Source organism: Vibrio splendidus, assembly GCF_001557875.1.
GTDB classification, from domain to species: domain Bacteria; phylum Pseudomonadota; class Gammaproteobacteria; order Enterobacterales; family Vibrionaceae; genus Vibrio; species Vibrio splendidus_F.
Genome location: NZ_LNRF01000001.1, coordinates 88,491 through 104,159, shown reverse-complemented (window position 1 = coordinate 104,159; position 15,669 = coordinate 88,491). Strand labels below are relative to the sequence as shown.

Annotated in this window: 10 protein-coding genes; 3 read left to right on the top strand and 7 right to left on the bottom strand. The window is 43.7% G+C overall.

All coding sequences use genetic code 11. The features are described from left to right. Positions 1 to 3: 3 nt before the first annotated feature. Positions 4 to 186 (bottom strand): Flp family type IVb pilin, encoded by a 183-nt coding sequence (locus ATB74_RS00425; protein ID WP_061015722.1) that lies wholly within the window; start codon positions 184 to 186, stop codon positions 4 to 6. Positions 187 to 256: 70 nt separating this feature from the next. Next, positions 257 to 5,092, bottom strand: a complete 4,836-nt coding sequence (locus ATB74_RS00420; RefSeq protein ID WP_061017681.1) for a DUF1566 domain-containing protein — start codon at positions 5,090 to 5,092, stop codon at positions 257 to 259. Between the two features lie 265 nt (positions 5,093 to 5,357). Here ATB74_RS00420 and ATB74_RS00415 point away from each other — a divergent pair, with 265 nt between their 5' ends. Together ATB74_RS00415 and ATB74_RS00410 are read left to right on the top strand one after the other, a co-directional pair. Next, positions 5,358 to 7,361 (top strand): hypothetical protein, encoded by a 2,004-nt coding sequence (locus ATB74_RS00415; RefSeq protein ID WP_061015720.1) that lies wholly within the window; start codon positions 5,358 to 5,360, stop codon positions 7,359 to 7,361. A 201-nt stretch (positions 7,362 to 7,562) separates the two neighbouring features. After that, positions 7,563 to 8,744: an MFS transporter gene (locus ATB74_RS00410; protein WP_061015718.1), complete on the top strand. Its 1,182-nt coding sequence runs from the start codon at positions 7,563 to 7,565 to the stop codon at positions 8,742 to 8,744. 108 nt (positions 8,745 to 8,852) lie between these two features. On the opposite strand, the gene ATB74_RS00405 is transcribed toward ATB74_RS00410, so the two are convergent. From ATB74_RS00405 to ATB74_RS00395, 3 genes are all read right to left on the bottom strand, one after another. Continuing rightward, the gene (locus ATB74_RS00405; RefSeq protein ID WP_061015716.1) at positions 8,853 to 9,767 is read right to left on the bottom strand and encodes a DMT family transporter; all 915 of its coding nucleotides are present in this window, start codon (positions 9,765 to 9,767) and stop codon (positions 8,853 to 8,855) included. A gap of 878 nt (positions 9,768 to 10,645) precedes the next feature. Further along, entirely contained in the window at positions 10,646 to 11,569 is a 924-nt protein-coding gene (locus tag ATB74_RS00400) for a LysR family transcriptional regulator (RefSeq protein ID WP_060980971.1), read from the bottom strand. A gap of 153 nt (positions 11,570 to 11,722) precedes the next feature. Next, positions 11,723 to 12,616, bottom strand: coding sequence for a DMT family transporter (locus ATB74_RS00395; RefSeq protein WP_061015715.1), 894 nt, complete (start codon positions 12,614 to 12,616; stop codon positions 11,723 to 11,725). Between the two features lie 123 nt (positions 12,617 to 12,739). On the opposite strand from ATB74_RS00395, the gene ATB74_RS00390 reads away from it, so the two are divergent. Beyond that, positions 12,740 to 13,222, top strand: coding sequence for a MarR family winged helix-turn-helix transcriptional regulator (locus ATB74_RS00390; RefSeq protein ID WP_017054932.1), 483 nt, complete (start codon positions 12,740 to 12,742; stop codon positions 13,220 to 13,222). A 98-nt stretch (positions 13,223 to 13,320) separates the two neighbouring features. On the opposite strand, the gene ATB74_RS00385 is transcribed toward ATB74_RS00390, so the two are convergent. Beyond that, the gene (locus tag ATB74_RS00385) at positions 13,321 to 13,761 is read right to left on the bottom strand and encodes a GlcG/HbpS family heme-binding protein (RefSeq protein ID WP_008220964.1); all 441 of its coding nucleotides are present in this window, start codon (positions 13,759 to 13,761) and stop codon (positions 13,321 to 13,323) included. Between the two features lie 102 nt (positions 13,762 to 13,863). Next, entirely contained in the window at positions 13,864 to 15,489 is a 1,626-nt protein-coding gene (aceB, locus tag ATB74_RS00380) for a malate synthase A (protein ID WP_061015713.1), read from the bottom strand. Between the last annotated feature and the right edge of the window lie 180 nt (positions 15,490 to 15,669).

Here is a 15,669-nt window from a genome sequence, read left to right as displayed (position 1 = left end):
GGTTTACTCTGAGGCTTGTTGTGCTTTTTTTAGTTGTTCGACTACAGTACCGTAGGTATCACTGATAGCTGTTGTTAGCTCACCGTTCTCACCGCCAACAAAATTGAGTAGTACGACTGCCATTGCTGCTGCGAGAATGGCGTATTCGATTGCGGCTGCACCGCGTTGCTTTTTCTTGTTCAACATTTCTTGTTTCCTAGATGAAAACAGCCTCAGCAGAGGCTGCTGTAGTCATTAATAAAGGTGTTTTGAGTGCCTATTTGGCAACGAGTCGGTATAGGTAGCGGCCGTCGTAACTTTGAGTGCCAACTTGTCTTTCATCCATGGTTGTCATATTCAATCCGAGGACTCGACCGTAAGGAGCGGGGTCGCTGGTAATATAGGAACTATGGTTGGAATAACCTCCACCAGTCACTTCGTTAAATTTAAAGACATCCGCATTGATAGGTAGCAACCCGTATAGCTCTGCTTTCGATGGGTAGCGCCAGCTCGCCTTGCCACATACTGTTTGTGTATTTCGTGTTGAAATTAAAGGCGTTACCTCTACGTACTTCTTGAAACGACTGCTGTCTCCGTTGGTAAACAGTTGCCAAACGAGCTTACTGTCAGTGTCTTGCGCGCAAATTGCATTTTGGCGCTCGGCAACAACGTTTCCTTGCATATCTAGATACTGGTATGTGTTTGCCTTTTCTCTAACCAGACGTCCTAAGATGACTGCATCTTTAGTGCCGCCGACTTCCGAACGACGGACATCTTGGTAGCTGCGCTCAGAGCTGTAGTTTGTGATGTATTGTTTGGTGTCCTTTGTTTGATTCGACCAGTAGTAAAAAATCACGCCACCGGAATAGCTAGATTTGTCATACTCAGGATCCAGCCCTCGGTGATGAGGGAATGCATCGGTATCGATTGTTATGGTCGAGTTTGAGCTAGAGATTGCTTTAGTTTGTAGTGAAAGTAGCTGAGACAGCGCTGGTACTTTCCAATCATTGAAGCCACATAAGTTCGCATTATTAGTGCTCTCTAGCAGGCCGTTACTGCCTAATACACTCGCTACACCAGAGGCCGAAGCGTCATAAGCAAGATCGTCAGCACCTTTTGGTCGACCGTCTTTGAGCAGTGTCCAAACTCGGCGTTTGCCTGTGATGTTAGTGTCTTCAACACAACGCCAGCCTTGTTGGTAGGTAGTGCTTTTGGGTAGGTAGTTGCCTAATTCGTCCAATTTAGCGAAGCGACTGCTTACCGTCGCGTCTGCTTGAGAAACACTAAAGCCATTGTCTTTTGCTAGTTTTAGTCCATCTTTTGCTAGCACTTTTGATTGTACTAAGTTGTGGATTGTGGCTGTCGTGTTCATCTCAGTGACAAACTTCTGGAACAATGTACTTAGGGTGGCAAACTCCGAGCCTAGCGTTTGTGTTGATGTATTCAGTTCGCTTGCGAACGAATTAACCATTCCATATTGATGCTCTAGGTCAGAGATAGCCTTGTACAGGTCTAAACTTGCTTGGTGAATATCCTTAGCCAGTGACGCAGAGCTTAGTGCGTTGGTTGAGCTGGATAGAGTTATGGATTTTTGCTGCATGAACGCCAATTTTTGAGCAAATTCAGAACCAGAGAGTAATGCGCTTAGTACTACGGTGTTTTGCTCTAATTTAGCGACTTGCTCCTTATACGCTTTGACCTTGTTAATGAATTCAAGGCTCTCAGCATCAGTTCGGCTTTGAGCAACAGATGCTTGAAATTCAAGAGCTGTTCGCTTTAGCTTCGTATTCTTAAGATCATCTGACCATGGTTGGGTCAAAACCTGCAGTTCTACGACTTTAGCTTGAGCTTCCGTTTCTAATGCAGCGTAACCTTTGCTCTTAGATTGGTTGGCGGTTAGCCAGGTTTCTAAATATAGCTCCGTAGCGTTAATCTTCGTATCTTGTGTACTCAGAAAGGCGACTATTTCAGTCGTAGCGCTATCTACACCAGTGAGTAACTCTGCACCTGATGGCAATTGCCATTTAGCGTATGCGTATTTGGAGTAATACTGCTCAACAGATTCTTGGCCTTTGTTGATAGTGACAGCGACGCCATTTTTATCCGCTAATGTATTCATTGACTGATTCGATACCAAGTAACCACCACTTCTTAGATTTGAGGGCAGTGTTGCAGGATCTCTCTGCGACAACGTGATTACTTCACTAGTGTCTGGAAGCGTCCAACCAGTGATATCACAAGCAATGAGTCGAGCGACTTTATCGAAGACGGTATTGATTTCTGAAGAGAATCGCTTCGCCCAAAACGTCGGCTCCCCTTGTCCTTTATCATCGTATTCAGCAATACAATTGAGCGAGTACGTGTTCCATGAGCCACCATAACCAAAATCAGCAGCTTGAGAACGGGTCTTCATCGGTACGAATTTTAATGCCGTGAAGCGACTACTCGCCGCTGTAGCCCAAAGGGTGTTACTGATTGAGTTTGATACACCTTGTTTCGCATTCTCTTTTAGTCGAACACCGACATTGGCTTTGTCGTACGCTTCTGGGCCAATAAATTGAGGAATCGAAACAACAGGTTGCCAGGTCAGGCCTTTGTCGTTGGTGAATTCATAGTATTCGGCTTCATCAAAGCGAACAGATTGACCATCAACGTTAGCCGTTAAGTAGTCCCATTCAAAACCATTGGTCTTGATTGGGTTTGAGCCTGTAAAAGTGTTGGTTATCTCAGGCGATGTTGGTGCTGGAATCTCAAACACTTTGGTGAAGGCTTGTGTGGTTAATGCTGCTACGCCATGAGGCATGCCTTTCGTCGGGTTTTGAGCGACGCGCAATTGAACCTCACCGATACTTTTGTCGACGTTACCGATCACAACCGGTTTTGCGGTGACCTTAGTCCAAGTAGAACCTGAGTCGAGCGTGATTTCGAAATGCTCTGGTTGTGTGAATTCGCCAAAGTATGTCCAATCTAGCGTGTTGTCTGTATCGTTCACCACTAGGCCCGTTGGAGCATTGGGGGCTGATGGACGAACGGTAAACGCAGCATCATTTGTCAGCTCTGATCCACTAGGACGACCGGTAATTGGGTCTCGTTTGACTCGCACTTGAATTGAGTCAATAGCGTAAGCTTGATCGTTTAATTGATAAGGTTTCTGAGTAACCGTTGCCCAACCCGTGTTGAGTACATTGATCTCGTAATCCGCAGCTTCTGAGAAGCCTGTTACAAATGTCCAATCAAATGTGTCTAACCCATCGTGAGTGATTGGAGATGTTGGTGCCGATGGCTTGTCAGGTGTTACTGAATATGGTTTATCTGAGCACAGCGTTTCACCAGAATCATGTTGAGGATCTGTTCCTGCTCTCACTCTTACACAGACGTGCCCCTTAGCAAACATCTCATCTGGGACTGCTTGTGGGTTGCTAGTTACCGGGCTAAATGTAAGACCTCTGTCTAGTGAGTATTCGTAGAAGTCATTGCCTGCAAACTCTGTAACTTCTGTCCACGCAAACGTGTTTTCAGCATCATCAATAATCGGCAGGGTTGGCGCAACAGGTTGGTTTTCTGAGCGAGTGAAAGCTGTACCAATCACTAGTGGATTGCCTGCAGGGCGAGCATCTTGCACATTGGATTTTACACGGATAGAGATGCTGTTAGCCGGAAGTGAAACGTTGCCAACCACATATGGAAGTTCAGTGACAGTATTCCAACCGTTACCTAGATTAATCTCGTAGAAAGATGGCGCATCATATCCTGAGACCCAAAGCCAGTTGATCTGATTGGTGCTGTCGTTTGCAAAATCTAGCACAGGTTTTACTGGTTGCGCTGGGGTTACTGTCATCGGTTCGTCTGAAATAGCACTTAAGCCGGTCGGGTGACCTAGGGAGTCGTCCTTCGCGATACGTACTTTTAGATGCCCAACTGGAATATCTAAGTCTTGAATGCGTTGAGGCTTTTCAGTTGCTTTTACCCAGTTAGCCCCGTTATCTAGAGAGTACTCGTAAAGAGATAGTTCATTAAAAGAATCGACCAGCGCCCAATCAAATTCGTTGCTCGCGTTGTCCACGGTGACCCAAGCGGGTGCTGCCGGGACCGTCGTAAGCGTAAATGCTTTGTGTGAAAGAAGCGGTTTACCTGCTGGAGTATTACGCGCACTAGAGGCTGCGACTCGAACCTGAATAGCGCCTTTATCGAATGCCTGTTTTCCAACCACGATCGGTTTGCGAATGACAGTCGACCAGGTGCTACCGGAATCTAAGGAATATTCGTAATCTGTGTTTTGATTGAATCCACGCACAAACTGCCAGTTGAAAGTATCTGATGCATCATTGACTTTACCGTGCTTGGGTGGTGGTGGCTTAACCACGATTTCACTACCGTCGATATCTTCTTGCGAGACTTTGAGCTGCTCTCGGTATTCCTTGCCGAGTTGCTCTAGAGCACTGTCTGTCCCAGACGCACCATGTGAAAGTCGATCTGTTTTGGCTTTGAACTCGACCAAATCAAGATCAGCAAGTTTATACATTGCACCTTTACGGGCGTTAACTTGGTCGACACCTCCGTCTACCGAAGCTTTTTGGGCTTCTTGCAGTACGCGAGTCACACCGCGCGCAAACATATGCACTTCACGGCTTTTTGCTGAATTTGAAGTAGAGTAATCACCCAATGCTAGGCTTTTGTCGATCCCTAGGTCTTTGGCAACAAGCTCAGTCGCATCATCGAAGCTGATACCGCTGGTTTTTGACACACTGGCAATCAGTGAGGTAACCGGGCTTACGACGTCCGAGTTGTTGCTTGGTACTTCTAAGGTAAACCCAGACTCAATTGCTTGGTTGGGGGAGTCCATATCTACAGTTATGCCTGCTACGGCTTCGACCAGCACTTTGTATTGAGCCACATCATCATCGACATCAAGTTGGAATTGTCCTTTGGCGTCCGTTGTCGCAATGTCTCCATCGGCAGAATCACACATCGCATTGCCATTTTTGTCTAAACAGACCTTGGCTTTGTGCAAATAACCATCTAACGCTATGCCTGAAATATTCGAGGATTTTGGCTGAGTTTGTGACTGGCTAAGCTTGGGATCTGATTCTGCACCACCACAAGCAACAAGCATTGTAGAAACGAGTGAAACACCCGCCAATTTGTATGGATTCCTTACCACTTGAACTCCAAAGATTTATAAATTACCCGCAAGAAAGGCTGAGAATATTAATTTAAATGATAGTAGTTATCAATATCATTTGATCTTTTATTTGGTTAAGTGATTTAATAGAAAAATAAAATACTACCCATACAACAATAAACTAGGAGAATCGGTCGAAAAAATGCGCAATAAATTTTTAGTATGCAAATTGTCACTAGCTATATCTAGTGCCTTAATGGTCGCAGGATGCGGAGGCGGTTCTGATGGCGAAAACCCTGTTGGATCTACTACTTCAGGCCATGCTTTTCAAAGTTCATTAGTATGTGCTGATGCAGATCTGAATGGTGTATGCAGTGAGCAAGAAAAGCTCATTTCAGACGTTTCAGGGTATGCAAAACAGAGGCAATATAATGGTGCAATTTTAACCGCTTCTCCCGGTATGGATTTGGTGACGCCTTTCACGACTTTGATCCATAGCGAGATGATGTTTAATCCAACGGTTAGCAACGATGTAGAGCAGGCTAAAGCATCGCTTCAAAGTAAATTAGGTGATCATGTCGGTATTAATTTTGCGTCACTAGACACAACATATGGACCTAAAGATAAATCTAATGTGTTGCTAAAATCGCTGAAAAAAGCACAAACTGACGGAAAGCAAGCTGCATACACAAATATTGCCCATGCTCTCGACCTCATGATCGAGCATAAAACGCTAGACCTATCAGATGTCGATGTCGCTGGCACTGCTTCAAGGCACTTGCAAATAGAGGATGCTCTGGTTGTTCACGGGTCACAATCGGTGCCAGAATTCTCTGGTGCCAAATCTATCGCTCTGAATCCAGCGAGCAGTCAGATAGTGTTTTTAACGGCGAACGATGTCGTGATGCAAATCGATAGCTCCTCACGTAATAAGGCTGTGACAATTGATGGTGACCTTGCTTCCCAAGCGAGTTTTGATGTGGTTGGTATTCGTTCGTACGACGACGATTACGATGATCATGATGACGACGATGACGACGATGATGATGACCACCATGGAGGCGGAACTGGGGGCGTAGAGATACCGGTAGAGTCTAATGAAATCATTCAGCTAGTACCTGCACTGAATGGTAGCCAAGCCTATAAAGTTTATAAGCCTACGTCTTACGCTTCACCGACGGTGAGTGATATTTGTAATAGTAAAGGTGCTAATGGCATTTTCTTATCGAGTCTAACCAGTACCAATAATAATAGTGGTGCAAAGTCGTTTAAGATTGATAGCTACAGTAGCCGAAGTGGGGGAACACTACCGCCAATTCCTACGCCGAAACCTAAACCTGCTGAAACTCCTGATTCTAGTCAATCATGCCTCAACGATAACTTTACAAAAGTGATTCCACTACTACAAAGTGGTTCGTTATTGGCAGTTAAAAATACTGGCAGTTCGATTTACTCGCAGCAAGAGCTGAAATCGTTAAGCGCCGACAAGTTAACTATGAAAAGTTGGCGTCATACTCTTAAATCTTCTTCACCTCAAATCATGCCATCGTATGATCAGAGTGAAGCTTTGATTGTTTACAAAAATTATTTTTCGAGCGCCAATTTAGCGGCTGAGGTTATCAATACAACTAACTTATCCACCAAGATGACGATTGATAAGTTGAACCTGAAAACCGCCAATATTGTAGCGAACCAGCAAATTTTGTTGGGGCTAGACAGCAACAAGCTTGAATGGGTTTCAAACTCGATTCAGCAAACGGTACTTGGGGAGTTGGATGTTGATTCCACCATCAGTAAGATAGCAACATCGAAGGATGGCACTATAAGTGCGGTTGCTACAGCGAACACTCTCTATATCGTTGATAACAAGAATAGAACCTTGGTAGTGAAAGAGGTGTTGAGCAGCTCGGCAATTAACTCTTTATACGTATTGGCTGAAAAAGTGATTGCATTAACTTCTTCAGGAGTGGATTACTATCAATTCCGAAATATTAGTGGTCCGGCTCTTAAAGTTGGCAGCCAACTGGTAACAAAAGAACTCCTAAAAAAATGGGAATACAGTGGAAACTCGAGCTGGAACTCTACTAACTTGGGCTACATTCTTTCTCAAACAGGAACGGAAAGTAGCATCTCTGATAAATTCAAAAATGTTAACCTTTCATTTTCTCCTTCTAACGCAACAACCTCGAGTGGTATCACTGGAGTAAATGTTAGCGGCTTAGAGCGAGGCGAGTGGTTAACCTTTTATAAAGGTCTTTAAAGGTTTTTTGCATCAAAGAAGGGAGATTTTCTCCCTTCTTATTCGATTCCCTTCCATATTAAAGACTATTTACCCAGTCTATAGCTTTCTCCAGACTCTATTTGTAGCTCTTATAAATATCAAAAGCATAAAAGTTAATCGTTTGTTAATTGTCATAAAACCGGAGTATGATACTGGATTACAATTTAGGATTTTGTTGTCATGAGTGTATCAACCGCGAGCTGGAAAACGCCACAAAACTTTTTATTACTGATTTCGATTGTTGTACCTATCGCGTTTTCGAGCTGGATGGCTCTGCTAAATAACTTCGTGATTGAGAAAGCGAACTTTGATGGTGCGGATATTGGCTTACTGCAAAGCGTTCGTGAGATCCCAGGGTTCTTAGCGTTTACTGTGGTGTTTGTGCTGGCTTTCATTCGTGAGCAACGTTTCATGTTGATATCGCTGGCGATGCTCACTGTGGGCACCGCGATTACAGGTCTGTTTCCCTCACTCACTGGCTTGCTGCTGACCACCATTTTGATGTCGACTGGCTTTCACTATTTTGAAACACTGAAGCAGTCTTTGTCACTGCAATGGTTGAGTAAAGAAGAAGCGCCAGAGATGTTGGGTAAAATGATCTCGGTTGGCGCACTGGCCTCGTTAATCACTTATGGCTCTATTTGGGTGATGTTAGAGCAACTTAAACTCGACTTTGCTTGGGTGTATGGCATCACTGGCGGTATTGGTTTTATTTTGGTTTTGGTGATGACCTTTGGTTTCCCGGAGTTTCAGACCAAGACTCAACAGAATAAGAAGTTGGTGCTGAGAAAGCGTTACTGGCTCTATTACGCATTAACGTTTATGAGTGGAGCAAGACGACAAATCTTTACCGTGTTTGCAGGCTTCTTGATGGTAGAGAAGTTCGGTTACTCGGCTGCTGAGATAACGCTATTGTTCTTAATCAACTACCTATTTAATTTCTTGTTCGCAAAACGCATTGGCCGATTTATCGGTGTGGTTGGCGAGCGCAAGGCGTTGATCTTCGAGTATGTCGGTTTGATCGGTGTGTTCGTCGGGTATGCCTTAGTACAAACGGCGGAATGGGCGGCAGCATTGTATGTTGTCGATCACCTGTTTTTTGCTTTAGCTCTAGCAATCAAAACCTACTTCCAGAAGATTGCCGACCCGGCAGACATGGCATCAACAGCTGGTGTCTCTTTCACCATTAATCATATTGCCGCGGTCGTTATTCCAGTCGTATTTGGTGTTATTTGGTTATCGTCCCCTGCAACGGTTTTTTACATTGGTGCAGTGATGGCGGCGGTTTCTTTGGCGCTGTCTTTAAATATTCCTAAAAAGCCTGAAGAGGGCAATGAAGTTCGGTTGTTTAGCTGGCGCTAAATTGGTTTCAATCTGATGAGATAAACAAAAAGCTCCAATAGCGATATTGGAGCTTTTTTATATGTGTTAGGTTGAGAGAGCTAATCGAGCAAATAGGTTCCAGTAGGATTAGCTTCTTACGGTTTTTAACCCTGTGCGTAACTTGAAGATTCCCTTTGGTGCCTTGGTCAGTAAGATGCCACAAAGTAGAGGGATCATCATAAGTAGAGACTGTTCAGATAGAACTTCACCATTGATGTAACAAGAGATCAGCAGCGCAACCACTGGGAAAATAAGGAAACAAATTGATGCTTGGAACGGTGTCGAAACCTGCCCTAGTTTAAAGTAAGCCACAATACCGCCGACACTCGCCACAAGACCTAGATAAACTACAGCTGAAATTGAATCCCAAGTGAAAGATTCAACATTCACGTTTTCACCTGCTGCCGATACAGCAAACAAGAAAATCGCAGCAATAAAACTCGGCACAGCGTTGTAAGTTAGTACCTCGATGCCTTTACAGTGCTTTTGAACCAACACGTACATCACCGCGTGAATCGCAACCGCAAGGCCTAAGCAAACTGTTCCGATAAAGTAGTCATCACCCCCCATCTGCATTTCGTTGCCAAGGATCAAACATAGGCTCACAACAGCTGTGACTAAGCCGAATATTTGATGCTTCGCTAGTCGTAGACCTAAGAATAAGCCAGACATTAGCATCACAGCGACTGGCATGTTGGCGAAGATGATCGAAGCCAAACCAGAAGAGATGTATTGCTCACCATAGATCATCAAAGTGAACGGAATTGCGAAATACATTAGCGCCACAATAAGCAGCCATTGACGCTTGCCCTTAGGGAATAGCAAAGGTTGATTGAAGACTTTCGCTAATACTGCAAGCAGTGGGGCTGCAAGCAAAAAGCGCAGTCCGGTAGCAAAAATTGGTGGGATAGAATGCAATGCCACTTCCATAGCGAACCAAGTGGTTCCCCAAATTAAGCAAACAGAGACAAAAAGCAAGATAGTTAGCGACTTCGAATTCATAGTGACTACTCATTAATAATTATTTTAAATCATAGGCTTGTAGCGCCTTAATGACGTGGCACAGTATAAGTAGGTCACCGGAGAAAAATTTTGTCTTTTTGTCTCTAATTGACATTAAAAGTAGAAATTAAATCTCTAATACAATCTTTTTGGGTAAATAATTTTCATAAAAATAGATTAACTTAAAGGCATCATTCTTTGTGAGGTTTTTATTGAACGATGGAAAGTTAAAATTGAGGAAGAAGAGGCGAAATTGATTTAAGTCGATTACGGTATTCGCAACTGATTGGAAAGGCTACTACATGAAGTAAAAAGCCCCTTTATTCAAATAAACTATAAAGGGGAGAGAGCTACCACACGAAACGGTAAACTTAAAAACGCAGGTTGAAACCTAGTTCGACACTGCCATTGGAATGTAACTAGTACCTATTTCTAGATAACCTTCCGAGTCAACTTCTGCGTTGATGTTGATTTCTTCAGTGGTTTGAATGACTCCGGTTGTCTCCTGCCTTTGAAGTTTGAAAGATTAGGCTTAGCTCATGATAGTTTAATGCTTGTAGTTGATGGTAATTGGCAATAGTTTCAAAGGGTGACAGTAAGGAAGCCGCTAATAAGCGGCTTCCTTGAGTTTACATTTGTTTTTATTAGCTATGGCTAGCTAGATCTTTAATTGTTTGTTTTAGTGTTTGACGTTGTTCTTGAGGTAAGTTTTGTTTTTAACGAAGTTCTGCAGGCCTTGGTATTTCTTCTGTTGGGCTCGATGGCGTTCCTAGCCGATGAGAGAAGTATATGGATTGCACAAAAAAGCCTCTAATCCCTTACAGGAATAGCGGCCTTAACGCTTAGTTATTAATAAAATTTTGGAAAGGGTGTGATAACTACTGGTTATTATTGAGAAGGTTATCCAGTATCTTTTTGAGCCATAGCGTTGTTGGGCTGTTTCGATTCTTGTGATGAAAATAAGCACAAACAACAGGGTTAATATCTTTGTTATCAAACAAGATATCGATAGCTCGTAAAGAGGTTTTCTTCTCTATCCCTAAAAACTTCGAGGCGGGAAACATCATATCGGAGTTTTGCACTACGTCGATAACAGCTGATGGCAGCTCGGAACGAAAGCCTATTCTGGCTTCAAGTCCTTTGATTTTTAGAATTTTTTCAGCAATTGTTTGATGAGAATTCCAGTCTATAGCAATGATCGTCGCCAGTTCAAACTTCACACCATCTTTGATTTCAATGAAATCTTTCTGGTAAGGATGCCCTTCTCTTAGATAGCCCTTAAAGCTGTCTTGTGCGATCGGTTGTTGTAATAGTTCTTTTGGGGCGTGGTTAATTTCATAATTAAAGCCAATCAGAACTTCATCATTGATGATGTCTGACATCGTTGTTTTAGACCAATTTAATAGCTGAACTTGAACGTGTGGAGCTTGAGAACGAATTGCATTGAACAGCTTACTAGATAGTGAACTTAGAAGAAATGGAGACAAAGCTAATTTCAATGGACCGCGTAATTCACTAGGATCGAACTCATTACTATTATTGAGTGCCGAGGATAGGTCATCCAAGATAGGTGAAATACTCTCAGCCAACATATTCGCGTGTTCAGTTGCGCGTAAGCCGTGATGCGTTTTGACAAATAGTTCATCGTCGAAATGATCGCGTAATCGTTGTAGAGCTTTACTTATCGCTGGCTGAGATACGAATAGGCGCTCGGAGGCTTTACGCATGTTTCTTTCTTGATGAAGAATGATAAAAGTGCGAAGTAAATTTAAATCTAAGTTCGAGAATAGATCTTTTGCCATAAGGAGCACCGAATGATTATGAGTTCTTTAATCATAAGTTGGTAACCGCTTGAGAACAAATAGAAAACTTATATAGATGTGATGCTAATAAAACAAAACCCGCACTCGGCGGGTTTGTTGGGCTCTGGAATAGGTATTTTCTATATGCGCTTGCTATTGAGTAACAGGTTTAATTTGCTTGGACTGTCTAATTGCCAAAATAAGTTGTGGGAGCAGCGACATCACGATCATACCTGTCATTAGTGAATACTGCACAGGAGTAAACGATTCACCCATCAACACCATGCCAGTCACGATACCTGCTACTGGGTTAGCGATGCCACCGAAGGTGAAATCAACCACAGACATACGTTGCAGCAACCACACATACATGCCGTAACCAAGTGCCGTATTTAGCCCAATCACCCAAACCAATCCCATCGCATTACGAGTGTCGAAATGAGTTACCGCATTCACATAAGGTTGTGGGTCGATGAAGGCATGAACGCCAGACGCGACAGACAAAATCGTACCGCCCAAAATCAGTTGCCACGTTAATACCTTCCACCAGTGCATGCGATTACCCAGTGACTTGGTAATACTGCTGCCGATAACGATACACATGATTGCGGCGAACATGGCACCCAAACCGATTGGGTTCAATGCTATCTGACTCGGGTTAAATAGCACCCACGCCAACGTGATTAAGCCAATACCAGACAAGGCTTGAATCAAATGTGGGCGTTGCTTTTTCACGACCCAGTGAAAGATCATCGCAAATACAGGTACAGAGATCATACCCACGCCAGAAATCGCTGACGGTAGCGTTAATGCCATCACAAAGATCAAGCCAAAGAAGGTCGCAATATTGATAAGGCCCAATGTGAAAATGATCTGCCACTCGCCTTTTTTAGGCAGTGTAGGTTTTACTGCTAGCAATAACAAACCAGCAGGTAACGCACGCAAAGCACCCAGTAATAATGGTGGCCATTCCTGTAGCGTAAACTGCGTCACTGCATAGGTTGTTCCCCAAAAGAACGCGGGGATCATTGCTAATAATATGTTCATCTAAAATATCTTTACGTTAAGATAATTGTTGTGTGAACTGTATACTGAGAACTAGTGGTTGTAAAGTATCTTTATGTTAAACTAGTTTAAAGTAATCAGACTAACAACGGAGCGAGATTGCAAATGGATGCTATCGACCGCGTAGTAGAGCAATGGGCAAAGGAAAAGCCTGAGCTAGAAACTGAGCCTATGGCAATGATGGGCCGGATTATGCGAATTGCCAAGTATATGGAGACGCAAGTTGCCGAGCTTCATAAAAAATACGACATGAAATTGGGTGAGTTCGATGTATTAGCCACCTTGCGACGTTCTGGAAAACCTTACCGACTGACGCCATCTGAACTGATCGGCTCGATGATGCTGACATCTGGCGCGATGACCAATCGCCTTGATAAACTTGAAGCTAAAGGGTTGATCAGCCGTGAGCACAGCAAAGAAGACCGACGTAGTGTGAGTGTTCAGTTAACCAAAGATGGTCTCATTCTGATTGACCAAATGATGACTGAGCATGTCGAAATGCAGAAGAAGCTGGTTAAATCCCTGTCTGCGAGTCAGAAGAAGAACACTAACCAACTCCTGAAAACGTGGCTGAGTGCTTACGAATAGTTTTGCTGATCTTTCTTTAGATTCATTAAAAAACCGAAGCCTAATAGCTTCGGTTTTTTGTTCCTGTCTAAGAGTTTCAAGTACAGAGAATTGGCGAGTTAAGCTTGGAGCATCTCGTCACTGAATAGCTCTGCACAACCAATACCATTGATGGCGCAGCTCTCGTCGATGTCTGAAATATCACCGCTTACCCCGATAGCACCCAGTACCGTTTTATCCTTATCTCGAATCAGTAGCCCCCCAGGTACTGGCACCATGTTTCCATGTGCGAGTACGTTTACGGCGGAGATAAATGCAGGTCGGTTGTCAGCATCTTGGGCGAGTTTTCTAGAGGAACAGCCCAGTGCGAGTGCCCCCCACGCTTTAGCGATCGCGATGTCTGGTCGCATCATGCTAGAGCCGTCTTGACGTTGCAAAGAAATCAGTTTGCCACCGCTGTCTAAGACGGCGACCGTCAAAGGTTCAGTGTGGATCTTGTTTCCTGCTTTTAAGGTGCCATCAATGATGGTTAACGCTTGTTGTAGAGTCAAACTTCCCATGTTATCTCCTAGTTTTTCAAGGGGCTGTGTACCAAGCTAAGTCAGTCAATCACTACTCTTGTTGGTGAATATCATTGCCTGATTCAGCTCGGTACAAGAGTCCTAACTGGACTCTTGTAATAGCCCATAGCTGGGTAAAGTTAGGAAGGCAGCGAACTCATCGGCGGTAGAAAGTTGATAGAAAAGATCAGCTGTCTCTTCAAATCGACCTTCTGCATAGCGCGAGTCTCCGACTTCATGTTTTATGGTGTCTAGCTCTTGGTAAAGCCAAGAGTGGAATAGTGATTTGGTAAAAGTTTGGCCATCATCGAGTGTTACCCCGTGGTGGATCCATTGCCAGATGTTGGCTCTCGATATCTCAGCGGTCGCAGCATCTTCCATAAGGCCATAGATAGGCACACAACCGTAGCCTTGAATCCAAGCTTCGATGTAATACAGCGCAATGCGTATGTTTTTGCGTACGCCTGCTTCGTCGCGACTGCCTTCACAAGGTTTGAGTAGCGTATCAGCATTAATCACATGCTCTGGGCTTTGGAAATCCATTTGGTTTACTTTGCCATCAAGGTGCTTATCGAATATCGACATCGCTAAATCAACCAGTGCAGGGTGCGCGACCCAAGTACCATCGTGTCCGTTTTGTGATTCTCTCTGTTTGTCTTCAATTACTTTGGCTGTCACACGCGCCATTTCTTGCGGATCTTTCGCAGGAATAAAGGCTGACATGCCACCCATTGCTAACGCACCACGAGCATGACAAGTTCGTACCAACAGTTGGCTATAGGCGTTGAGGAATTCTTGATCCATGCCGATTCCGTGACGATCTGGCAGAATGCGGTCTTTATGGTTCTTCAGCGTTTTGATGTAGCTGAAGATGTAATCCCAACGGCCACAGTTCATCGCTACGATATGATCGCGCATTGCATACAAGATCTCTTCCATTTGGAATACGGCTGGTAGCGTTTCGATCAATACTGTCGCGCGAATAGTGCCTTTGGGTACGTGGAAATAGTTTTCGGTGAAGCTGAAAATGTCGTCCCACCATTGTGCTTCTTCCATACTTTCAAGTTTTGGAATGTAGTAATAAACCCCTAAACCTTTTTGTGCTCGTGATTGATAGTTATGGAAAAAGTACAAAGCGAAGTCCATCAAGCAACCGCCGATAGGCTGATTGTTGAATTGGATAGACTGCTCTGGTAAATGAATGCCACGTGGGCGAGCAATCAGTAGCGCTGGGTCGTTATTTAACTGGTAGCGCTTTTGCTTTTTCTCATCGAAGTAACTAATGGTGCCAAGGTTGGCATCTCTTAGGTTGATTTGTCCTTCGACCATATTGGCCCAAGTCGGGGAGGACGCATCCTCAAAGCAACACATGAAGACTTTCGCGCCTGAGTTTAGAGCGTTGATCACCATCTTTCTTTCGATGGGGCCGGTGATCTCTACGCGGCGATCGAGCAACTCTGGTGGCGGCGTTGCCACTTTCCACTCTTTATTCTGACGAATGGAAATGGTGTCTTTTCTGAAATTGGGTAACTCACCCTCGTCATATTGAGTTTGTTTTATGTCGCGGTCACTTAGCAGGGCATGACGGCGATCTCCAAACTTATTGACGAGAGCTTCTAAGAATTTTACTGCATCTTTAGACAAGATCTCTTTGTACTCGGAGTTGTCCATATTCCCGAGTACCTGCATACACTGTACTTCTTCTCTCTCTTTTACGTCATTCATCATTGTTGTCTCCTTTGAACAATACGATGCTATTTTGTATACAAAATGCTCTTTTTAAGGATATTTATATTGCATAAATTGTAAACAAGCAAAGGGTATTTAACATTTATTTATCATTTGGTCTTTTTTGGATTTATTTTTACGTAAAGATATTTTATGTAAAGCAATGAATTGTAAGCTTTT